This window comes from Rhodococcus sp. 66b, from assembly GCF_002076325.1.
Taxonomy (GTDB): Bacteria; Actinomycetota; Actinomycetes; order Mycobacteriales; family Mycobacteriaceae; genus Rhodococcus_F; species Rhodococcus_F erythropolis.
On sequence record NZ_MUZB01000004.1, the window covers coordinates 390,469 to 414,286 of the forward strand.

The 23,818-nt window shown below is 62.7% G+C and carries 17 protein-coding genes; 11 read left to right on the top strand and 6 right to left on the bottom strand.

The genetic code is table 11. The features are described 5' to 3' along the window. Positions 1–21: 21 nt before the first annotated feature. From B0E55_RS09965 to B0E55_RS09985, 5 genes are all read right to left on the bottom strand, one after another. Positions 22–957 (bottom strand): alpha/beta fold hydrolase, encoded by a 936-nt coding sequence (locus B0E55_RS09965; RefSeq protein ID WP_029256278.1) that lies wholly within the window; start codon positions 955–957, stop codon positions 22–24. Between the two features lie 32 nt (positions 958–989). Next, entirely contained in the window at positions 990–2,069 is a 1,080-nt protein-coding gene (locus B0E55_RS09970; RefSeq protein WP_019745341.1) for a dipeptidase, read from the bottom strand. A 98-nt stretch (positions 2,070–2,167) separates the two neighbouring features. Further along, entirely contained in the window at positions 2,168–3,562 is a 1,395-nt protein-coding gene (locus tag B0E55_RS09975) for a serine hydrolase domain-containing protein (RefSeq protein ID WP_241896042.1), read from the bottom strand. A gap of 217 nt (positions 3,563–3,779) precedes the next feature. Then, the gene (gene hutC / locus B0E55_RS09980; protein ID WP_024487384.1) at positions 3,780–4,535 is read right to left on the bottom strand and encodes a histidine utilization repressor; all 756 of its coding nucleotides are present in this window, start codon (positions 4,533–4,535) and stop codon (positions 3,780–3,782) included. A 109-nt stretch (positions 4,536–4,644) separates the two neighbouring features. Beyond that, positions 4,645–9,291: an NAD-glutamate dehydrogenase gene (locus B0E55_RS09985; protein WP_020970829.1), complete on the bottom strand. Its 4,647-nt coding sequence runs from the start codon at positions 9,289–9,291 to the stop codon at positions 4,645–4,647. 234 nt (positions 9,292–9,525) lie between these two features. Here B0E55_RS09985 and B0E55_RS09990 point away from each other — a divergent pair, with 234 nt between their 5' ends. From B0E55_RS09990 to hutG, 11 genes are all read left to right on the top strand, one after another. Beyond that, entirely contained in the window at positions 9,526–10,695 is a 1,170-nt protein-coding gene (locus B0E55_RS09990) for an acyl-CoA dehydrogenase family protein (RefSeq protein WP_019745344.1), read from the top strand. A gap of 11 nt (positions 10,696–10,706) precedes the next feature. Further along, positions 10,707–11,849 (top strand): CaiB/BaiF CoA transferase family protein, encoded by a 1,143-nt coding sequence (locus B0E55_RS09995; protein ID WP_029256282.1) that lies wholly within the window; start codon positions 10,707–10,709, stop codon positions 11,847–11,849. Between the two features lie 37 nt (positions 11,850–11,886). Beyond that, positions 11,887–12,549, top strand: a complete 663-nt coding sequence (locus B0E55_RS10000) for an IclR family transcriptional regulator (protein ID WP_020909174.1) — start codon at positions 11,887–11,889, stop codon at positions 12,547–12,549. A 92-nt stretch (positions 12,550–12,641) separates the two neighbouring features. Continuing rightward, a complete protein-coding gene (locus tag B0E55_RS10005) occupies positions 12,642–13,433 on the top strand; it encodes an IclR family transcriptional regulator (protein ID WP_080909640.1) in 792 nt (263 codons plus the stop codon). A gap of 109 nt (positions 13,434–13,542) precedes the next feature. Further along, positions 13,543–15,111 (top strand): histidine ammonia-lyase, encoded by a 1,569-nt coding sequence (gene hutH / locus B0E55_RS10010; protein WP_046379310.1) that lies wholly within the window; start codon positions 13,543–13,545, stop codon positions 15,109–15,111. Then, positions 15,108–16,181: a histidinol-phosphate transaminase gene (locus tag B0E55_RS10015; RefSeq protein WP_080909641.1), complete on the top strand. Its 1,074-nt coding sequence runs from the start codon at positions 15,108–15,110 to the stop codon at positions 16,179–16,181. The genes hutH and B0E55_RS10015 overlap by 4 nt, the downstream gene beginning before the upstream one ends. 16 nt (positions 16,182–16,197) lie before the next feature. Beyond that, positions 16,198–17,562 carry an FAD-binding oxidoreductase gene (locus B0E55_RS10020; RefSeq protein WP_080909642.1) on the top strand — a complete coding sequence of 455 codons (1,365 nt, stop codon included), beginning with the start codon at positions 16,198–16,200 and terminating at the stop codon, positions 17,560–17,562. Between the two features lie 202 nt (positions 17,563–17,764). Further along, positions 17,765–19,201 (top strand): purine-cytosine permease family protein, encoded by a 1,437-nt coding sequence (locus tag B0E55_RS10025; RefSeq protein ID WP_020909179.1) that lies wholly within the window; start codon positions 17,765–17,767, stop codon positions 19,199–19,201. A 43-nt stretch (positions 19,202–19,244) separates the two neighbouring features. Then, positions 19,245–20,918, top strand: coding sequence for a urocanate hydratase (gene hutU, locus B0E55_RS10030; protein WP_019745352.1), 1,674 nt, complete (start codon positions 19,245–19,247; stop codon positions 20,916–20,918). A gap of 37 nt (positions 20,919–20,955) precedes the next feature. Beyond that, positions 20,956–22,146, top strand: a complete 1,191-nt coding sequence (gene hutI, locus B0E55_RS10035; RefSeq protein ID WP_029256288.1) for an imidazolonepropionase — start codon at positions 20,956–20,958, stop codon at positions 22,144–22,146. A gap of 23 nt (positions 22,147–22,169) precedes the next feature. Next, entirely contained in the window at positions 22,170–23,138 is a 969-nt protein-coding gene (gene hutG / locus B0E55_RS10040) for a formimidoylglutamase (protein WP_080909643.1), read from the top strand. Here hutG and B0E55_RS10045 read toward each other — a convergent pair. Further along, positions 23,135–23,788: a TetR/AcrR family transcriptional regulator gene (locus B0E55_RS10045; protein WP_020909182.1), complete on the bottom strand. Its 654-nt coding sequence runs from the start codon at positions 23,786–23,788 to the stop codon at positions 23,135–23,137. The genes hutG and B0E55_RS10045 overlap by 4 nt on opposite strands. Positions 23,789–23,818 lie beyond the last annotated feature (30 nt).

Here is a 23,818-nt window from a genome sequence, read left to right on the forward strand (position 1 = left end):
AACATTAACGTCCTACGAGTTTCAGTTCAGCTCGCCCAGGAACCTTTCGAGGTTCTCGGCGATCTCCTTCGACTTGGTGTGGTGTAGGTAGTGGTCTCCGTCCAGCAAGACCAGTTCACCATGATCGACCGATGCTGCCTGTTCTTCGTGCAGCTCTGTCCAGCCCTGGACCTTGGAATTCTGTACAGCGAACAACAGAATCGGGAGATCGGCAGGGAACGTCTTGCCGATCGCCGCGGCGAAGTTGCTGGAAAGGTGATCCATTTCGTTGAGATACGTGTCGCTGAAGTTGTTCTTCGCGACGAGTCGGCTCATCTCTGCCTTCTCGGCTTCATCGAGGTAGGCATCGGTTTCCTCACTGCCACCGAGTTTCGCCAGAACGTCGGAGAAGCCCAATTTCTTTGCAACGCGGAAGACTTCGATCGGGAACTTGGTGTCCATGTTCGGCTGCCCCGGGACGCTGCTGTCGATGCCCACGAAAGCGGTGACCTCGTCGCCGTACTTCGCGGTGTAGTCCAAGGCATAAACACCTGTGATGGAGTGACCCATGAGGATGTATTCGTCAATCCCCAAGGCCTGCACAGCCTCGTGTATCTCTTCGACGATGTTCTCAGCCGTGCGGTCCTTGTCGGTTGCGTCGCTGTATCCGTAGCCGAAGGGCTCGATCGTGACAACGCGGTAGTCAGGTGCAAGCTCGTCGATGAGTGATTTGAAGTCGAGGATCGGTGCGGACGTTCCGAACCCGGGCAGCAGCACGATGGTCCGATCACCGCTGCCGCGAATCGAGTAGCTCATGTTCTTGCCGTCGACGGACACGAACTGGTTGCCCGTTTCCGCGGTAGGAACGTTCGCCTTGCTGGAGCCGACGTTGAATACGAGCGCTATCGATACCAGCACAACCAGAACTACGGACACCGAAGCAACCACCTTCAGTGCAACGGTACGAATCTTCTTCATTCTCATCCTCATCTTCTCGGGCGTCGATACGGCTAGGAAAGGCTCGATATCGAGGCCGCACTGGTCTCGTCGAGCACACGCAACACGTTGTTGCCCATCAGCTTTGCCAAGTCCTCCGCGGACCAACCGCGTTCCGCCAGACGGTCTATCAACACCGCGAAACCGGATACGTCCTGCATACCGTCCGGAAAGTCGTCGAACCCATCGTAGTCACTTCCCAAACCGATGTGGTCGATGCCCGCGACGTCTCGGGCATGCTCGACGTGATCGGCCAGATGGTCCACCGTCATCGCCGGCCGTGGGCCGACCCGCCCGCCTTTGAACCACTCGTTGTACTCGGAAGAAAGGAACATGGGCACAAAGGCGATCATGATGACCCCGCCGTTGTCCGCGAGCAGCCTCATGACCTCGTCGGGAACATTGCGGGGGTGACCGCATAGCTGAGTGCAGGACGAATGGCTGAAGATCACCGGCGCCGACGACGTCTCGATGGCATCTCTCATCGTTTCCACCGAGACGTGCGACAGGTCGACGAGCACGCCGAGCCGGTTCATTTCGCGCACGATCTCGCGACCGAAGTCGGTCAGCCCGCCGTGTACGCGCGTGTCCGTCGCGGAGTCCGCCCACCCGGTGTTGTCGTTGTGCGTCAGAGTCATGTACCGAAGACCAAGGCGCGCCATCATTCTCAGAACGCCGAGCGAACTGCCGATGCTGTGACCGCCCTCCGCACCCAACAATGACGCGACCTTGCCCTCGCTCCAGATGCGACGCACATCGTCACCGGTGCGCGCGAATTCGAAAGTATCCGGGTACCGCTCGATCATCCGGTATACATAGTCGATCTGTTCGAGTGTGTACTGAACAGCCTCGGCCTCCGTCCTGTCACACGGGGTGTAAACCGACCAGAACTGCGCACCGACGCCACCGCGACCGAGTTTGTCGATGTCGGTTTGGAATATGGAATCCTTCTCCAGATTTTCCACCGAGTATGCGGCAGTTTCGCGAGCCGTCCATGCCAGATCGTTGTGACCGTCGATGACCGGCGCAAGGCCGTAAGCATCCAGTGCCGCTGGGTGATTCACGTCCGGAAAAGGAGCGAGAGGTTTCAACATGAGTTTTCCTCGAGAAAGTAGTGCGGGCAGGTCGAGGGCCCTCATCGCCCTCGACCTGCCCGAGAATTCATTCAGCGGAGAGAATCATCTCGCCGCGGCTAGTCGGAAATCTTCTTGAAAAGCCGTGTCATGTACAGATATTCCTCGCCATCGATCGTGAGGTGAGCCATCTCGCCAGAAGCGCTCTCGTTACTGATCGAGAACCGGGAAGCAGACAGAGGCACGACCTTGGTGGGCGGGGCCGGCGGCTCGCCGTCGATCTCGACCTTGGCGAAGTTCTGAGCCTGGAATCCGCCGTCGTCGCCACGCGTGAGTTCGATTCGAACGGTTGTCGATTCATAGGTCCCGAGAATGTGAGACAGATCGATGTCTGCTGCATCCGGTTCGGACTTCGGCTCCGGCAGAACGAGATCGAGCTCCTGAGCGATCTCCTTCTCGATGTCGTGAGCCAGGGCACCGCCACCACGCGAGTTGGTGACAACTGCCATGGCCAGGCCGAGTTCGGGGAAGGTGTGAAAACGAGTGATCTGGCCGATCGTCGCACCACCGTGCTGCGCGGACGTCACACCGCCCCAGTCGGACAGGATCCAGCCGAGCCCCCAGGCCTGATCGACGCTCGAAACCGCGGTCAGGTCGAACTGTGGGGTGCGCATCAGACGCGCGGATTCTTCGGACAGGATGCGTTCACCCGTCAACGCGAGGCCGTCACGCATGTGTGCAGCACCGAAGGTCAGAAGCGAGCTGACGGATCCGGTGATGATCCCGGCCGGACCGATACCGCGCGGAAGCAGCCACTGCTTGGTCGGAACCACCTTGTCCGGCGACGTCCGATCCGGGTTCGCCACATGACCGACGGCGGTGCGGAACAGCGGGGCATCCTTGGCCTTGGTGATGATGTGCGTCAATCCGAGTGGCTTCCAGAGGTATTCGACCAACGCCTCGTCCCACGTCATCTCACGAAGAACCTCGACGATACGGCCGGCAACGGCGAAACCTGCATTGCTGTAACTCAGATGCCCGCCGGGCTCGGTGACGCTGATCGCGGTCGCGAGTTCGTCGACGTACTTCTCGACGCAGTCGTCGCCGTCGCCGGTGTCGTTGAACAGGTCTCCGTCGATACCGCTTGTGTGCGTGAGCAACTGGCGGATCGTGATTTCCTTCGTGTTGGAAGGATCCGCGATCGTGAACTCCGGAAGCACCTCCACCACCAGGGTGTCCAGCGTCAGCTTGCCCTCGTCGACGAGCTGCATGATCAGAGTCGTCGTCCAGATCTTGCTCGCGGATCCGTACTGGAACAGGGTGTCTGCGTCGACGTCGACACGCGTGTTCAGGCTCGTCACTCCGGTGGTGATGACACGGATATCCGCTGCACCGTCTTCGCCCAGCGCGATCACACCGACCTGCGCGCCAGGTACCGAATGCTTGGCTGCCAGTTCGTCGAGGCGTTCCTGCCACTTCGGGGCGACAAGTAGGTCCTTGGGCAAGTCGGTCACAGGTCGAACTCCTTCGATCATGGAAGCCAGTGGCGTAGACAGCGTTGCTGCGATCCGCTCAGGTCTCACTCGTCGGGAAGTGAGGTTGCGGAAGCAATAACCGTCCACCCATGATCTCAGTGTGCTCGCAGTCACGTCCTGGTCGATTGCACCGAACTCGACCCCGAAAATGGTGCGATCGGACGAGCCTGCGTTCAGGACTCGCCACTCGAAACGATCAGCGCTCGAAGGTTCCTTCCAAGCGATTGCGTGAACCGGGGTGGATCAAGCGCGCCGCACTGACCAACCCGTTGGCCGACCAGGTGCGGCGGCGAATCAGCAGACACGGTTCCCCTCGATCGATGCGGAGCAGCTCGCATTCGTCCGGGCTACCTAACACTGCTTCCACGACATGCTCGCCGCGAACCAGAGGCGCAACGTCACTCAAGTAGTTGTTGGGGGTGATCGCGGTGAAGTCCTGGCGCAGATAGTCGGGCGCCTCGTTCGGATTCACGAACCGGTCTTCCACCTGAATCGGGGTTTCGTCCTCGAAGTGCACCATCAGCGAATGGAACACCCGTTTGCCCACCGATTCACGAAGGAACGTCTGCCCGTGGTCGGTTTCTTCCTCACGAACGAAGACGACCTCGGTTCGATGACGGTGGCCGCGGCGCTGAATCTCGTCGGCGATGTTCTTTACTTCGAACAGCGGGGACGCGGTCTTCGTGGCGGCGACAAAAGTACCGACCCCCATCATCCGCACGATCAGACCGTCGCTGGTGAGTTCACGAAGCGCTCGGTTGATCGTCATACGTGACAACCCAAGTGCACTGACCAGTTGATTTTCCGAAGGCAGCTGATCGCCTTCGGTCCACCGACCCGAATTGATCTGCGAGACCACGAGGTTCTTCACCCGTTCGTAGGCAGGGGCGGACTCGCCGCCTGCCTCGTTGAACAGCACGGCGAGTTCTGCGTCCACTTCAGCAATCGCCATCGCCACCACCCGTTCGTCGAAAACCACCGAGTCGGTTCTCCCGTTCGGCCTTCGAAGTCTATCCGTCTCGCGCACCTTTCCGATCAATCCGCGGGCGTCCGCGCCGGGCCTAGCCCACCATGCGCCGCAATTGGCTCGTCGCAACCGAAAGCGCAGCAAGATCGTGTTGCCCCGATGCCTCGATCTCGGCGAGCGCGAGAGTCGACCTCTCGATTCTCGACGCATTCCTTTCTTCCCACCTGGAGAGTTTTTCCGCTGTCGAGTCACCCGCTTCCGCGTCGGCCAAGACGTCGAGGGTCAAGGCCCGCACCGTCGAGTACAACTCGTCCCGCAGCGACAACCTCGCCAATGCGTTCCATTTTCCGTCCTTGCTCAATGCCGACACTCGATTGAGCATCGGGACGAGCCCAACATGCTCACCGAGCCGGAAGTAGAGTTCACCGGTCTCCGAGATTGCGCGATCGGCGAGGTCAGCGATCTCCACCACATCGAGCAGTCCGAACTGATCGAGCAATATCTCCACTCGCCTGACCAGGTTCTCCGGCGCGCCCTTGTCCGTGATGAGGACCGTTCGCGCAGCCAGGTTCCGCTGATCTGCGCCTACCAGCCAGTCATCGAGCTCGGTCGACGCCTCCGCGATGCGATCACCGAATCTGCTGATCTCGGCCCCGACGGCCAGCGGTTGCGGCCGACGCGTCAGCATCCACCGTGACGCCCGGTCGAGCAGTCGCCTGGTGAGCAGGATCAACTCGTCGGATACGGCGGTCGAGATCGAGGCTTTGCTGATGTCGTGCCACAACTTCCACAGTCCGAACACCTCGGAAACCACGGTGAAGGCACGTACCGCGTCTTCCGGATCAGCGCCGACCTCTTCACCGAGCCGATACGCATAGGTGATGCCGCCCCGATCGATGACGTTGTTCGTCAGCACGGTCGCGACGATCTCGCGCCGCAATGGGTGCCGGTCGAGGGCGTCGCCCCCTGCATCTCGAACGCCCTCCGGAAAGTAGTTCACCAGCGCCTTGCGGTAGATCTGGTTGTCGATCGAGCTTCCCGCCAACAGCGTGGACTTCAGATCGAGTTTGACGTGGGCCATCAGTGTGGCGAGTTCCGGCGACGTCAGCCCCGTTCCCGTCTTCTCGGCCGCGGCGAACTGCTTCTTGGTCGGAAACCCTTCGATGACGCGGTCGACGATTCCGCGAGATTCGAGGTTCGAAATCACTCTGCCGTGCACGCCGATCATTGCCCCCGCATCCGCACGCGTGGTGCCCATCAGTTCGTTCTGTGAACGGTTGTCTGCAAGAACGAGTTCGGCGACCTGATCGGTCAACGATTCGAGCAGTGCGTCGCGATGTGAGTCCGCGACGACGCCTGAGCTGATCAGGGAGTCGAGAAGGATCTTGATGTTCACCTCGTGATCGGAGCAATCGACTCCCGCGGAATTGTCGAGGGCGTCTGTATTGATCCGTCCGCCGATACGCGCGTATTCGATTCGTCCTGCTTGGGTGAGGCCGAGGTTGCCTCCTTCACCGATCACACGTGCACGCACTTCGTTGCCGTTCACCCGAACCGCGTCATTACTCTTGTCGCCGACTTCGAGGTCGGACTCACCGGAGGCCTTGACGTACGTTCCGATGCCGCCGTTCCACAAGAGATCTGCCGGGGACCGCAGAATCGCCCGAACCAGTTGCGGTGGAGTCAGTTCGGTGACGTCGGCGTCGAGACCCAGTGCCTGTCGCATCTCGTCACTGATCGGAACGCGCTTCGCCGAGCGTTCCCACACTCCGCCACCCGCACTGATCAAGGTCGGGTCGTAGTCGGCCCACGACGATCGTGGGAGCGAGAAGAGACGTGATCGCTCGTCGTACGAGCGCTCAGGTGACGGGTTCGGGTCGACGAACACGTGCCGATGATCGAACGCCGCGATGAGACGAATGTGCTTGCTGCACAACATACCGTTGCCGAAGACGTCACCACTCATGTCTCCGATCCCCACCGCGGTGAAGTCGTCGTGCTGGGTATCGACGCCGAATTCCCGGAAGTGCCGCTTGACACTCTCCCAGGCGCCCTTCGCCGTGATACCCATGGCTTTGTGGTCGTAGCCGACCGATCCGCCGGATGCGAAGGCGTCGCCGAGCCAGAATCCGTACTGCGCGGCAACGTCGTTCGCGATGTCGGAAAACTTTGCAGTGCCCTTGTCCGCGGCGACAACAAGATAAGTGTCGTCCCCGTCGTGGCGAACGACCCTTCGCGCCGCGACAACGGCGCCGCTCTGTTTGTCGACGTTGTCGGTCAGATCGAGTAGTCCGCGAATGAAGGATCGGTAGCACTCGATCCCGGCCGCCAACGTGGCTTCTCGGTCCGCGTCTACACCCTGTCCTGGAACCGGCGGGCGTTTGACGACAAATCCGCCCTTCGCACCGACAGGCACGATGACCGCGTTCTTGACTGCCTGCGCCTTCACCAATCCCAGGACCTCGGTGCGGAAGTCCTCTTTCCGATCCGACCAGCGCAAGCCGCCGCGGGCAACCGTACCGAAGCGAAGGTGCACACCTGCTACATCGGGTGAGTACACGAATATCTCGAACTTCGGTCGAGGGAAGGGCAATACGGACAGCTTCTCCGAATCGAACTTCAACGAGAGTGCGCCGAGCGATTCGGTGCCATAAACGAAGTAGTTGGTACGCAACGTGTTACGGACCAGCTCGGACAACGCGCGCAGGATCCGATCGGCGTCGAGTCCTTGCACTTGTGCCACGGCTGTTTCCACCTCCGCTGCTGCACGCGCACCTCGATCTCCGTCTACGACGTCGGGATCGAAACGGCTCTCGAACAATTCGCACAGACCGGCGGCGATCTCGGGATGATCGGCAAGTACCTCGGCGACGCGACTGGTGCTGTACGGAAATCCTGCTTGCTGCAAGAACTCCGCGTATGCCCGCAGCACCACTACTTGTTTCCAACCGAGTCCGGCGATCGCGACAAGTTCGTTGAACGAGTCCGGCTCGGCGGAGCCGTTTCGAACCGCGGCAAACGTCGCCGCGAACCGCGCGGCAAAGTTGTCGAAGCCTTCGACCGGCGCACTCGGATAGTCGAGCGTGAACTCGTAGATCCAGGACTGTTCCGAGCCTGCCGAGACGAGCTCGTACGGACGCTCGTCGACCACGTCGACCCCCAGGCTCTGCAATACGGGCAGCACCTCGCCCAGCGAGAGCGGGTCACCCGATACGTACAGCCCGAGTCGGTGAGTACCGGGTCCGTCGACAGATCGGGCCAACCGTGGGCTCACCTCTCCGAGTTCGAGGCCGTCGAATACCGCCATGTCCTCGGCGGCGCGGACGGCGTCGAAATCCTGCTTGTATGCCACCGGAACTTGCTCGGCGAACTGAGCACGCCTGCGCTGCTCGTCGTAGTGCGAAGCATCCAGAACGAATCGCTCGTCCCACGTCAGGCACGCGTCGACGACGAGATCCCGAATCTCCCGCGCTTGTCGCGCCGATGCAAAGTTCGCGCCGCCGCCGACTGTGGCCGTGAAATGCACGACAGCCAAGGGAGATTCCGATACTCGACTGGAGAACTCGATGGTGCGGGCACCAAGCGCCTCGGCGAGTACCGACTCGGCCGTTGTTCTGATCGTCGTACTGAATTTCTCGCGCGGAACGAACAGCAAAGCCGACAGCTCCTGGTCTTGCCCCGTCGTCGGAGAGCATCCCACGGGTTGCAGGAACAGATGGAACGACGTGCGGCCGTCCACAGAAGTGAGTTCGTCCAGTGCGTCCGCAATTCGGGCCGGGTCGGCGGCAAAGAGGACTGTGATCGGAATCGACTGAATCACCGCCAGCATCGATTGTCCGACAAACGAATCCACGGTGGATCCGGAGGCGTCGAAGATGTCTGCGACGCGCCCTCGCACGAGGGGGGTCCGCCTGACGTCTGCGACAAGTCCGGTCGAGGTGAAGGACCCGATGAATCGGTATTCACGGTCACCGACTGACACGTCGATCTCTGTGGCGTATGCGGATCCACCGAACCCTTGCCCGAGGTACACCACTCCGATCGCGAGGGGCACCGCCTTCGAATCCGAAGAGCCGGTTGGATCGGGGAGCACGCCGAGGGTGTACGGCTCGTGCCTGTCGATTGTTCGCGCACCGCCGACGACACTGAAGTTTCCGGCACTGCACCACTGGAGGAAGTCAGCTTCTTCGGCGTGACCGCCCGAGGCCAGTTGCCCGCGCGCCTCGTCGACGAGATCCCGCAGGGGCGAGGTATCGCGGAAGGCACGCGCGATACGGTCGAGGATTCCGGCGACGTCATCAGCGATCACCTGTGCCTGCGCGTCCGAACAATGTGCGGGTAGTCCTATGTGGATCCATGATTCGGCACGCTCCCCGACCCGGGTGTCTTCAGTGCTGTGCGCCGGTTGCACGACTGTGCGAAGCACTGGGTGCACCACGAATTCCGGCTCCATGCGCGCGCGGGCAAGTGTCGCCAGAACCGCTTCGACGAGCTGCGGCATGTCGTCGCCGACGTATTGAATTGCCGGCCCGTCCCCCAGCTCCCCGGCCGGCGCGAGTCTCGAGATCGACGAGTTGTGTCCCCGTCGGCGCGAAAGATCCATGTGCGCGGCGACCATCGCAAGCTTGCGGTCTTCGGCGAGCGCCGCGTATCGATCAGCCGACAAGCCCTCGAAATACCTACTGCACACCCTCCTCACATTCTCGGAGTCCGGTGTCGTGTCGACTGAAACGAGGCTCATGTCAGCACCTTCCGCCGAAAGCCACGCTGCTTCCGACTTGTAGTGGGTTCGATCCGCGATCAACTTGTCTATACAGGTTTGGACAAGTTGATCATTGCAGAACGTGAGCCGCGACACAACAGCTCCACCCCTGGACAAATTCGCCACCCTCAGCCATAGTCAGTCATGCCAACTAGTGGCAATTAGATTCCATTAGATGAAATTCGTGAACTACCTCGCTTCGAAGGAGCCCCCGTGACCACCCAGACCGCGCACGACATCGACAGCGTTGATCTCGCTGAGTTCCGCAGCACCGTCCGAGCCTTCGCCAACGCCGAGATCCAACCCGGAGCAGCCGCACGCGACGAATCCAAAGAGTTCCCGGCGCAGCTGGTCAAGCGCCTCGGACAGCAGGACCTCATGGGCATTTCCGTGCCGGAGGAATTCGGCGGTCTGGGCCTGTCGACACGAACCCAACTGGTCGCCATCGAAGAAGTTGCACGCACCGACGCCGCACTGGCATCGATTTACACCGCGCACTACCTGGGCCTCGAGCCGATTCTCGTCGGCGGTTCCGAAGAGCAGAAGCACCGCTGGTTGCCCCAGCTCGCGTCGGGCGAACTGCTGGCCGGATTTGCACTCACCGAACCCGACGCCGGCTCCGACATCGCCTCGATGCGTACCGTCGCTCGACGCGAGGACGACGGCTGGCATCTCTCCGGATCCAAGACGTACATCTCCAACGCGAAGGAAGCCGACCTGGTCGTGCTCTTCGCCAAGACGGACCCGAGCGCAGGATTCCGCGGCATCACCGCCTTCGTCGTCCCCAAGGGCACTCCGGGAATCAGTTACTCGGAGCCGCAGGACAAGATGGGAATTCGTTCGGCTCCGACATATACCGTCTACCTCGACGACGTCGTGCTGCCGCTCGACTCGGTGATCGGCACCGAAGGTCGCGGCGGCAACATCGCCTTGACCGCCCTGAACCGTGCGCGCATCGACGTGGCGGCAATGGCGAACGGCATCGCTTTGCGCGCTTGGGAACTGGGACGCGAGTACGCAACGGAGCGAAAGCAGTTCGGCACGCCGATCTTCGACTTCCAGGCAATTCAGCTACTCCTCGGTGGCTGCGACGCGCAACTGGTCGCGTCACGCGTCACCGCAGACTGGGCCGCCGACGTCAAGGACGCCGGTCAGGACATCCGCCGCGCCGCATCGATTTCGAAGTACGTCGCCACCGAGGCCTGCTTCTCGATCGTCGATCAAACCGTGCAGATCCACGGCGGCGCGGGATTCATGCGCGAATCGGAAATCGAACGCCTGTACCGCGATTGCCGCATTCTCCGCATCTTCGAGGGCACCTCGCAGATCCAATTGCTCACCATTGCCGGCAACGCTCCGTCGCCGCGTTCCACCGATTTCTGAAAGGCGCGGACATGTCTGCACTTCCCCCACTCGACGGCATCCGGGTCATCGACCTCTCGCGCGTCCTCGCCGGACCCTACTGCACCGCACTGCTTTCGGACGCCGGTGCGGACGTCGTCAAGATCGAATCCGAACACGGTGAAGACTCTCGGCACCTCGGCCCGTTCCGCGACGGCGAGAGCATCTACTTCAACGTGCTCAATCGTGGCAAGCGTTCGGTGGCACTCAACCTCAAGGACGACGAGGACCGTGAGGCGCTGCTGACGCTCATCGAGACCGCCGACGTCGTCGTGGAAAACTTTCGCCCGGGCGTCACTAAGCGCCTGGGAATCGACTACGAGGCTGCGCGGGCTCGCAATCCGCGGATCGTGTACGCGTCCATCTCCGGTTTCGGACAGGACGGTCCCATGTCCGGCGCCGCCGCCTACGACCTTGTAGTCCAGGCTCTTTCGGGAATCATGAGCATCACCGGTTCGGAGGAATCCGGGCCGACACGGTTGGGTGAGTCGTTCGGAGACCTGGTCGCCGGGCTGTTCGCCGCCTGGGGAATCAGTACCGCCCTGCTGAGTGCACGGGCGACCGGACTCGGGCAGCACCTTGACGTCGCGATGTTCGACAGCATGCTCGCCATGCTGCCGACAGCACACAGCCAACTGCAATCCACCGGGCTCACTCCCCCACGCGTCGGTAACCGTCATCCGGTGTCAACACCATTCGACACCTATCGGGCCGACGACGGACTCTTTGTCCTCGCGGTTGCGAGCCAATCCGGCTTCGAGAAATTGGCGCAGACGATGAATCGCATCGACCTGATCGCAGATCCTCGATTTGCCGACGACACCGCCCGGACCGAGAACGAGCCGGCACTGCGCAAGGAGATCGAAAACTGGGCTGCAGGAAAGACCGTCGCCGACGTGGTCGGCATTCTCGGCGACGCGGGCCTCGCCGGCTCGGAGATCTGGGACGTCCAGCAGGCACTCACCTCCGCACAGGCCGAGTATCGCGGAGTCGTCGAATCGTTCGAGCACCCGGTAGCAGGAAAGATCTCCTACGTACGACAACCCGTCGTGTTCGGTGAGAGCCAACGCCCCGATGTCCGCCGCAGTCCCCTGCTGGACGAGCACCACGGTGAGGTACTGCCGGGCTCGCGATAGATTCAGCGCAGACATCCCTCGGCACTTGGAGTAGGACATGGCCCCCGGCGACGTGACCCGCAGCGCGAATCGCACGTTCGAACTTCTCGGTGCGATCGTCGAGCACGGCGGATTGACGCTCGGCGACGCCGCCAAGGCAACCGATCTGGCAACCAGTACCGCCCTTCGCCTGATCAGAAGCCTCGAACAAACCGAGTTCGTCGTTCGCGGCGAGGACAACGTCTATCGCGTCGGCCCGCGGCTACTGCAGATCGGAGCTCGCGCTCTCGGCGACAATCAACTGTTGCCGAGAGCCCGGCCCGCGATGAAGGCCATCGCCGAAACCACGAGGGAATCGACCTACCTGTCGACGATGGGACCGAAAGACACTGCGCTGTATCTCGATCAGATCGAGGGCACGCACGCGATCCGCCACATGGGGTGGGTGGGACAGAGCGTTCCCCTGGACGGCACCGCCGTCGGCGCAGCGTTGAGCGGCAAGGTAGGTGAGAGCGGGTACGCCATTGCGCACGACACCATCGAGGATCACTCGACCGGAGTTGCCGCGCCGATCTACAACGCAGTCGGTCAGATAGCCGGAGCGCTCAGCGTCGTCGGCCCGACATTCCGTCTGACGGACGAGGTCTGCGCCAGCCACGGTCGCGTCTTGGTGGAGCACTGCGCCCGGTTGTCCGCGGAACTCGGCAGCCAGGCTCCCTGACCACCCCGAGCACTTGGCGATTCAGTCTCGTATCCGAGACAATGTGGTTCCCCGCTCCGGATTTCCTACCTACTCGTAAGGACACACCCCACATGACGACGAGTCGCGTGAAATCTGCTGAGCGCGTGCTCGACGTGCTCGATCTCCTGGCCCGCCGGGGTGTGCCGCTGGCGACGGCAGAAATCTCCAGCGCTCTCGACCTGCCGAAGAGTACGACGCATCACCTCCTCAATGTCATGCGAGATCGACGGTTCGTCTCGTACTGGGCTGATCAACGCGCCTGGACCCTGGGTGTCTCGGCGTTCGAAGTCGGCGCGTCGTACATGCGCTCAGGCCCACTTCACCGTGAGGGCCAACGATTCATGCTGGCACTCACTCAGTCGACGGATGAGACGTCCCATCTGGCGGTACTACAGGGCTCTGACGTCATCTACCTCGACAAACGTGAACCGCTGAAGCCGGGCGTGCGATTGGTGACCGAAATCGGGACTCGCCTTCCAGCGCATCTCACCGCAGTCGGGCGCGCGATTCTGAGCCGTCTGGACGTGGAACAAATCAGCGCGCTCTACGAGGGATACACCTGGCCGACGCGGACCGGAACGGGACCGTCGACGCTCGCCGAACTGCGAGAACTGCTCGCCGCAGCACGTGAGAGCGGATATGCGGTCGAAGAGAATGCGACGACATCCGGGATCAATTGCATCGCCAGCCCCGTGATCACGCGGGACGGTCGTCCGGTCGCAGCTCTCGGCGTCACCTTCCTCTCCGGCTCCAAATCGGCCAAGGAGAGTGCCCTGATCGCCGACCGAGTGCGCGCCGTCAGCGCCGAGTTCTCTGCCGATCTCGGAGATCGAATGGTGGAGACCCCGACCGCAGACATGTAGCCAATTTCTCCGCTGCGTACTTTGCGGGCCTTGTTTTCGTCTCATATTCAAGACTAGAGTCTCGTATACAAGACTTGCTGGATCACCACCGCATCATCATTGGAGTCCCATGAACGCCACCCCTGCCACCCATACAGCCACCCGAACCATTGAGGTCGGAATCGGGGCTGTCACCATCGCCGACGTCGTCGACGTCGCGCGCAACGGTTACGGCGTCGCATTGACCGCGGAATCACTGACCGCGATCGCCGAAAGTCGTGCACGCATCGAGGCCCTGGCCGCAGATCCCACGCCGGTCTACGGGGTTTCCACCGGATTCGGCGCACTTGCCACCCGGCACATTCCGGCGCATCTGCGGACGCAGTTGCAGCGCAGCCTGATCCGCTCACACGCGGCAGGTTCGGGACCGGAAGTCGAACGCGAAGTGATCCGGGCCTTGATGCTTCTGCGCCTGTCGACGCTCGCCACCGGAAGGACCGGAGTGCGCCCCGTGGTCGCACAGGCGTACGCCGACCTACTCACCGCAGGCATCACCCCGGTGGTGCACGAATACGGCAGCCTCGGATGCTCGGGAGATCTGGCACCACTGGCTCATGTGGCGATGGCAATCATCGGCGAAGGTTCCGTCCGCACCGCCGACGGTGAACTCACCGATGCGGCAACGGCATTGGCTGCCCATGGCCTCGAACCGGTGGTTCTGGCCGAGAAAGAAGGCCTCGCACTGATCAACGGTACCGACGGGATGCTCGGCCAACTGGCCCTTGCGATCACCGATCTCGATCATCTGCTCAAGTTGGCCGACATCGCTGCCTCCATGAGCGTCGAGGGCTTGCTCGGCACAGATCAGGTGTTCGCCGCGGACCTCCAAACGCTTCGCCCCCACCCCGGCCAGGGCGCGGCCGCGTCGAACATGGTGCGTCTGCTTGCCGATTCCCCGATCGTCGCCAGCCATGCGGGCCCTGACTGCACCAGGGTTCAAGACGCGTACTCACTGCGGTGCGCACCGCAGGTCGCCGGCGGCGCACGCGACACCGTCGATCACGCCCGCCTCGTCGCCGGGCGCGAATTGGCCAGTGCTGTCGACAATCCCGTTGTCACCCTCGACGGACGGGTTCGATCCAACGGTAACTTCCACGGAGCTCCCGTGGCTTACGTCTTGGACTTCCTCGCCATCGTGACCGCGGATGTCGCGGGTATCAGCGAACGCCGCACCGACCGCTTCCTCGACGTAGCACGCAACCACGGTCTGACTCCCTTCCTTGCCGACGACCCCGGAGTCGACAGCGGACTGATGATCGCGCAGTACACACAAGCTGCCGTCGTGTCCGAACTCAAGCGACTCGCGAGCCCCGCCAGCGTCGACTCGATTCCCTCCTCGGCCATGCAGGAAGATCACGTCTCCATGGGATGGTCGGGTGCACGTAAGCTCCGCCGGTCCATCGACGGTCTCACCCGAGTTCTCGCGATCGAGATACTCACTGCAGCACGAGGAATCGATTTGCGCTCCCCACTCGAGCCCTCACCAGCCACCGGAGCCGTCCTTCGGACCCTGCGCGAGAAGGTGCAGGGGCCGGGCACCGATCGCTTCCTGTCCCCCGAGATCGAGGCCGCGGTGGACTTGGCGGCATCGGGTGCACTCGTTGCGGCCGCGGAGAACGCGATCGGCGCCCTGGCATGAGCGCGCCCGGAGCGCTGCGGCCTCGCCTCCGACCCGAAATCGAAGCACTCCCTCGGTACTCCAAAGCCGCCGGCCTCGAGCAGGTTCGGTGGCGGGCGTCGAGCAACGAGTCGACGGTTGCACCCTCGGCGGCAATTCTCGAGGCCGTCAATCTCGCGGCCTCACACTCGCACTTGTATCCGTCGCTGTTCGGCGACACGCTGATCGCCCGGTTGAGCGACCGCCTGGGCGTCGGCGACGACCAGGTATTGGTCGGCGCCGGGTCGTTGGCACTGCTCCAGCAGGTACTGACCGCATACACGGGCCCGGGCACCGAAGTCGTCTACCCGTGGCGCAGCTACGAGGCGTACCCGATTCTGATCGGAATCGCCGGGGCGAGCGGTGTACCCGTCGCGCTCGATTCCGAACACCGGCACGATCTGAGTGCAATGGCGGCAGCCGTGACTCCGCAGACCCGCGCGGTACTCGTCTGCAACCCCAACAATCCGACCGGAAGCGAGTTCTCGACCGCCGAGTTCGTCTCGTTCGCCCGCTCGATCCCGGGTGACGTCCTCATCCTTCTGGACGAGGCTTACCGGGAGTTCGCGACCAGCGATGTCGACGGCGTCGACCTGCTTCGAGCCTTTCCCAACATCGTCGTATTCCGAACCTTCTCCAAGGCTTACGGATTGGCCGGCCTTCGTGCCGGCTATGCCGTCACCAATCCGGCGATCGCAGCGGATCTTTCCAGCGCGGCACCGCCCTTCGGGCTCAGCGCCGTTGCCGAGGCCGCGGCCTGCGCAGCGCTGACCGATCCGGCGCACACCGATTCGATAGTCGAAACGGTGACGCAGGGTCGCGCTCACCTACGTGAGCAACTCGCTGTGCGCGGCGTCGATTCCGTCCCCAGCGGAGCGAACTTCGTCTGGATCCCTCTCGGCGAGAGAGCTTCTGCACTCGAAGCGGCTTGCGTCGCCCAGGGTGTCTCGGTCCGGATGTTCCCTGGCGAGGGGGTGCGGGTCACCGTCGGCGAGCGGGACGCAGAAGACGCCGTGATCTCAGCTGTGGACGCTCTCGCACACAACCTTTGACCGACTGGAGAAACGAATGTCCGTCCACGAACTCGCTCGGTCGATCGGTTCGAGTCGCCTGATCACCGACCCGGCGGTAATGGACTCGTACCGTCGCGACGAGGCCCATCTCGCCGAACCCGGCCATCCGGCAGCCGTCATGCTCGCTGAAACTGCGGCCGACATTTCCGAGGCTCTGAAATGGGCTACTGCTCAACGTGTCCCGGTGGTAACCCGCGGTGCGGGGACCGGTTTGGCGGGTGGCGGGGCAGCCGTCGAGGGCTGCCTGGTCATCTCGACCACTCGCATGCGCTCGATTCTCGAGGTCAATCCGGACGATCAGCTGGCTGTCGTGGAAGCCGGGGTGATCAACGCTGACATCAGTCGAGCAGCAGACGAGTACGGGCTGATGTACGCCCCCGATCCGAGCAGCTTCGAGATCTCCACGATCGGCGGAAACATCGCCACCAACGCCGGTGGGCTGCGTTGCGTGAAGTACGGCGTCACCCGCGATTCAGTCCTGGGTCTCGAGGTTGTGCTCGCCGACGGTCGGATCGTGCGGACAGGCCGAAGGACCGTCAAAGGTGTTGCGGGATACGACTTGACCAGTCTTCTCGTCGGTTCGGAAGGAACACTCGGAGTCGTCACGAGTGCCACGCTCAAGTTGCAGCCCAAGCCCAAGAGAGCACCGGTCACCGTCGTCGGCAGTTTCGATTCTCTCCGCTCCGCAGCGGACGCGGTTGCCGCGGTCGTTCGCGACGGAATCGGGCCGAGCCTGCTGGAGCTGATCGATCGAGCAACCCTTCGCGCAGTCGACGACTGGAAACGAATCGGGTTGGAAGACAACACCGCCGCGATGCTGATCGCACAGGCCGATGGGGTCGACGCCGACGCAGCAGCCGCGGCGATGCAGAAACACTTCGAGAGGGCCGGCGCCGATTTTGTCGCCGTCTCACAGGACGCAGCAGAAGCCGCACAGCTACTCGAGATTCGCCGACTCGCCTATCCGGCATCCGAACGACTCGGGCAATGTCTGGTGGAAGACGTCGGGGTCCCGCGGTCGAAACTGCCCGACATGCTCGAAAGTATCGACCGGGCGGCCGCCGAGCACTCGGTCAAGATCATGACCGTCGCGCACGCGGGTGACGGCAACGTCCATCCGACCTTCGTCTTCGACCGCACTGCCGACGGCTCGGCCCCCGAAGCCGTGTGGACCGCCGCGGACGAGGTCTTCCGGCGTGCTCTCGAACTCGGCGGAACTCTGACCGGAGAGCACGGCGTCGGCGTTCTGAAGCGTCGCTGGCTCTCTCTCGAGCTCGGTGAGGACAGCATGCAACTGCACCGATCGATCAAGGCCGCGTTCGATCCACTCGGAATCCTCAACCCTGGTAAGGGTTTCTGATTCTCGAGCGGTGTTACACAGCATTTACGCGAAATCGGGTTTCAGGTATTGACGCCTGTATATACAGGCATATACATTTATCCGCAGTGACAGTGACCCAGCGCACAGAGCACCAGGCGCAAAGCACCAAGCACGAAGAAGGTGGGCAATACCCCGACGTCGATTCCGTCGCTCGACGGGCTCGCAGCAGAAAGACAGGCCTATGACTCACGATGGACCGGCCGAGGTCATCCTCACTCCGGAACGACGCACTATCGACGTCGTCCCGGATGCAGAACGACACGGCACCCCGCGCAGCCAGTTCACTCTCTGGTTCGGCGCCAACATGCAGATCACGGCAATCGTCGACGGTGCTCTCGCCGTCGTATTCGGCGCGGACGCCATCTGGGCAATCGTCGGACTTCTGATCGGCAACATCTTCGGTGGCGCTGTCATGGCGCTTCACTCCGCACAGGGCCCGCGCATGGGCCTCCCCCAGATGATCTCGAGTCGCGCCCAGTTCGGCGTCAAGGGAGCCGTCGTACCGCTAGTTCTCGTCATCCTGATGTACCTCGGCTTCGCTGCCACCGGCACCGTGTTGGCCGGCCAAGCCGTCAACAAGATCCTGCACATCGACAGCCCCACCGTCGGCATCGTCGTCTTCGGTCTCCTCACCGCATTCGTCGCGGTCACCGGCTACAAGCTGATCCACATCGTCGGCAGGATCGCCACCGTCGTGGGCATCGTCGGATTCTCATACCTGGCCGTTCGACTGTTCCTCGAGTACGACGTCGCCTCGTACGTCGGTATCAAGGGCTTCGACATCGTCACCTTCCTGCTCGCGATCTCGCTGGGCGCCGGTTGGCAGCTCACGTTCGGCCCGTACGTCGCCGACTACTCGCGTTACCTGCCGCGCAGCACCTCCGAGAGCACTACCTTCTGGTCGACGTTCCTCGGTAGCGTCATCGGATCACAGTGGTCCATGACCTTCGGCGCCCTCGTCGCGGCCTGCGCCGGCGACGCGTTCCTGGGTAACCAGGTCGGCTTCATGGGAGATCTCGCCGGACCCGCTGCCATCGCCTTCCTGATCTACTTCGTCATCCTGGTCGGCAAGCTGACGGTGAACGTGCTCAACGCGTACGGCGGATTCATGTCGATCCTGACCACCGTCACAGCCTTCAACGGCCAGTCACGAATCTCGAGCACCGCCCGTACCCTCTACATTCTCGGTTTCACCGCTGTCTCGGTGTTGATCGCCATCGCCGCCAGCGCCGACTTCCTGGACAACTTCAAGAACTTCGTCCTGGTGTTGCTGATGGTGTTCACGCCGTGGAGTGCGATCAATCTGATCGACTACTACCTGATCTCCAAGGAGCGCATCGACATTCCGGCGCTCTACGACGTCAACGGTCGATACGGAGCATGGAACTTCACCGCATTGGCTTGCTACGCCGCCGGCGTTCTCGCCCAGATCCCGTTCCTCGCCCAGAAGATGTACACCGGCCCCGTCACGGACATGCTCGGCGGCGCCGACATCTCCTGGATCGTCGGCATCGTGTTCACCGGGCTGATCTATTACCCGCTCGCCAAACGCACCAGCAATCCACCTTCGTCGATGATCTACCCCGATCACACCGCGATGACCGACTCTCGCGTCTGATCCCCCAACATCTTTCGAACTTCAGTTAAGCAAGGAGAACACCATGGAAATCAGCACCCCCGGCCACGAGCCGCGCCCCGTCCGTGCTCCCCGCGGCCCCGAGCTCACGACGCTCGGTTGGCAGCAGGAGGGCGCCCTGCGCATGCTCATGAACAACCTCGACCCCGATGTTGCCGAGCACCCGGACAGCCTCGTCGTCTACGGCGGAACCGGTCGCGCAGCACGTAGTTGGGCGGCATTCGACGCCATGGTCGCCACGCTGAAGACGCTGAAGAACGACGAGACCATGCTCGTGCAGTCCGGCAAGCCGGTCGGTGTCTTCCGCACCAACGAGTGGGCACCGCGAGTGCTGATCGCCAACTCCAACCTCGTCGGTGACTGGGCGAACTGGGAAGAGTTCCGCCGTCTCGAAGACCTCGGCCTGACCATGTACGGCCAGATGACCGCAGGCTCCTGGATTTACATCGGCACCCAGGGAATCCTGCAGGGCACCTACGAGACCTTCGGCGCCATTGCGAAGAAGCGCTACAACGGATCGCTCGCCGGAACGATCACGCTCACTGCAGGTCTCGGCGGAATGGGCGGCGCCCAGCCTCTCGCCGTCACCATGAACGACGGCGTCGCGATCTGCGTCGACTGCGACATCACCCGCATCGACCGTCGCATCGCCCACAAGTACCTCGACACCAAGGCCGACAGCATCGAGCACGCGCTCGAACTGGCGACAGCGGCACGTGACGCCAAGAAGCCGCTCTCCATCGGCCTCGAAGGCAATGCGGCAGAGATCTTCCCGGCGCTGCTGGAGATGAAGGCCCCCATCGACATCGTGACCGACCAGACCTCGGCGCACGATCCCCTCGCCTACCTGCCGATCGGGATCGACTTCCCCGACATGAAGATCATGTCGGAGAAGGATCCGCAGAAGTTCACCGAAGATTCCCGCAACGCGATGGCCGCGCACGTCAAGGCCATGGTCGGATTCATGGACGCCGGCGCCGAGGTGTTCGACTACGGCAACTCCATCCGTGACGAGGCCCGCAAGGCCGGCTACGACCGCGCTTTCGACTTCCCCGGATTCGTTCCCGCCTACATCCGCCCGCTCTTCGAAGAAGGTCTCGGCCCCTTCCGCTGGGCAGCTCTCTCCGGTGATCCCAAGGACATCGAGGCCACCGACAAGGCCATCCTCGAACTCTTCCCCGAGAACGAGCACCTGCGTCGCTGGATCACCATGGCAGGCGAAAAGGTTGCCTTCGAGGGCCTTCCGGCCCGCATCTGCTGGCTCGGATACGGTGAGCGCCACCTCGCGGGCCTCAAGTTCAACGAGATGGTCGCCTCGGGCGAACTGTCCGCGCCGATCGCCATCGGCCGCGATCACCTCGACTCGGGATCGGTCGCCTCGCCGTACCGCGAAACCGAATCGATGATCGACGGGTCCGACGCGATCGCCGACTGGCCGCTGCTCAACGCCCTGGTCAACACCGCGTCCGGCGCTTCGTGGGTTTCACTTCACCAAGGCGGCGGCGTCGGTATGGGACGCTCCATCCACGCGGGACAGGTGTGCATCGCCGACGGCACCGAACTCGCAGCCAAGAAGCTCGAAGCAGTTCTCACCAACGATCCCGGGATGGGCGTCATCCGGCATGCGGATGCAGGATACGACCACGCCATCGACACGGCGGCCACGCGCGGCGTCCGTATCCCGATGACCGAGAACTGAAACAGCTCCACCACCTCACACTGAGTTAGGAATTACATTGACCACGAATGGTTCTCGAACCACAGTTCTGACCAACATCGGAACCCTCGTCACCAATGACCCGACTCTGGGTGAGGGCAAGCTCGGCGTACGACACGACGCGGCAATCGTTTTCGACGACGGCGTTGTTGCTTGGGTCGGCGATTCCGCCGACGCCCCGGCTGCCGATATCGGTCAGGATATCGGCGGTCGGGCCCTGCTCCCCGGTTTCGTGGAGAGTCACTCGCACCTGGTGTTCGGTGGCGAGCGGGCCGAGGAATTCGCAGCTCGCATGGCGGGCGAGAAGTACGCCGCCGGCGGCATTCGCAACACTATCGAAGCGACGCGCTCGGCCACCGACGAGCAATTGCAGGCCAATGTTCGACGCCTACTCGACGAATCCCTGCGCTCGGGCAGCACAACCGTCGAATGCAAGACCGGGTACGGGCAGAACACCGAGAGCGAACTACGCAGCGCACTGATCGCCGGGCAGTTCACCGACGAGGTCACACTGCTGGCCGCCCATGTTCCACCACCCGAATATGCCGGCCGCGCCGATGATTACGTCGCCATGGCGTGCGACGAGATGATCCCTGCCTGTGCGCCACACGCAAAGTGGATCGATGTCTTCTGCGAGCGAGGAGCGTTCAACCGCGAACAGGCTCATGCAGTCCTGAGCGCAGGCGTCGCCGCCGGACTGATCCCCCGCGTCCACGGCAATCAGCTCGGCGAAGGGCCAGGAGTCCAGCTCGCCGTCGAGATGGGAGCAGCGTCCGTCGACCACGTCACGTACGTCACCGCCGAGGACATCGACGCCCTGGCTCAAAGTTCCACCGTAGCAACACTGTTGCCCGGCGCCGACTTCTCCACCCGCAACAAGTACCCCGACGCCCGCGCACTGCTCGACGCCGGAGTCACCGTAGCTCTGGGCGCCGACTGCAATCCCGGTACCTGTTACACCACGAGCCTTCCGTTCTGCATCGCAATTGCGGTGCGAGACATGCACATGACGCCCGCTGAGGCAGTCTGGGCAGCCACTGCAGGTGGCGCTCGGGCGCTGCAGCGCACCGACGTCGGAACCCTTTCTCTCGGAACACGTGCCGACGCCATCGCGCTCGATGCACCGTCGTACCTCCACCTCGCCTACCGCCCGGGCGTCCCTCTGGTGCGCGAGGTCTGGAAAAACGGCGCACTCGCCACAAGCTACTGAAATACACTCACCGGGAGGCCGTCGTGGCACATCAGATCGCAGTCGACATCGAACCCAAGCCGTGGACCGGGCGCTCCGACGGCACCACTGCCGAGCATCTGCGGTGGCATCATGCCGTGCAACCGTATTCAGCCGAAACAGCTCCCGGCGACTGTGTTCTGATCGGATTCTCCAGCGACGAAGGAGTCCGCCGCAACAAGGGCCGCCGCGGCGCCGCGGATGGCCCGGACGCATTGCGAGCGGGGTTGGCCTCCATGGCGCTGGCCGAACCACTGCAGATTCAGGACGCGGGAACCGTTGCCGTGTCGGGTGAAGAACTCGAGGCCGGTCAGGCCGCACTCGGGAACGCCGTCAGTGCCGCGCTCGATTCGGGACACTTCCCCGTGGTTCTCGGGGGAGGACACGAAATCGCCTACGGTACATACCTCGGCGTCGCGGGCTCCGAGTTGCGAACCGCCGGAGCCAAACTCGGAATCCTCAACTTGGATGCGCACTTCGATCTACGTGGCGACCCGATCCCCAGTTCCGGCACGCCTTTTCGTCAGATCGCCGAGGACGAAGCCGCCGCAGGCACCTCACATCAGTACATCGTGATCGGAATCAGCCAACCGAGCAACACCACTGCTCTGTTCGACACGGCTCACCGCCTTGGCGTTCGCTATCTGCTCGACGAAGAATGCGGAGTGATCGGTCGAGGCGTCGTGGATCAGTTCCTCGCAGACTTCCTCGACGACGTCGATCTGGTCTACCTGACCATCGACCTCGACGTGCTTCCCGCCGCCGTGGCGCCGGGCGTCAGCGCACCCGCGGCCTACGGCGTCAGCCTGGAAACAATCCAATACGTATGTGATCGAGTCACATCCAGCGGAAAGCTCGCGGTTCTCGATGTCGCCGAACTGAACCCGAGCCTCGACATCGACAATCGCACTGCCCGGACCGCTGCTCGCCTGATCCACCGGATAGTCACCAAGCACGTGCCGGTTCGGCGCTAGCATCGGCGCGCCTCCAGCGCATCGAGGATGAGATCGAGACCGTAGGCGAACTCACGCGTGTGGTCGTAAGCCGGACTCAGACCGTGATCGACGATCATCTCGTGAAGGAAGGGCAACTCTCCAGCCGGAAGGTGCTCGAGGATGTCACTCGCAACTTCTTCGACGTCGACGGGCCCGCTGATCGGCAGATTCGCCTCCTGGAGAACATATCCGCCGATGTAGCTGTCGATCAGCGAGACTCCGTGGGCGGCCATCGGGAGTGTGAACCCGGCCTTCCGGAGCACTCCGAGCACAGCGTCGAGATGACGCAGGGTCGCCGAGCCAGGGTTGCGTCGCGAATCCAGCAAACCGAGAGCCCAACGGTGCTGCGACAGGACTGTGCGAGCGGAAAAGGCGCGTCCACGGATTGCATCTCGCCAATCCGCACACTCGCCGTCGGGTAGGTCGATCGCCTCGAAGACCGCATCGACGAGGCCGTCGAGAATCGCATCTTTGTTGGGAACGTGGTGGTAGAGCGACATCGCCTCGATGCCCAACTCCTGGGCCACCCGTCGCATCGTGACGGCCTCGACACCACCCGCGTCGGCAACGCGGATCGCACCCTCGATCACGCGAGTCCTGTTCAGCGACTGTCGCGGTTGCCGTGACACACAGACTCCCCTCCGAGGAACGAATACGTT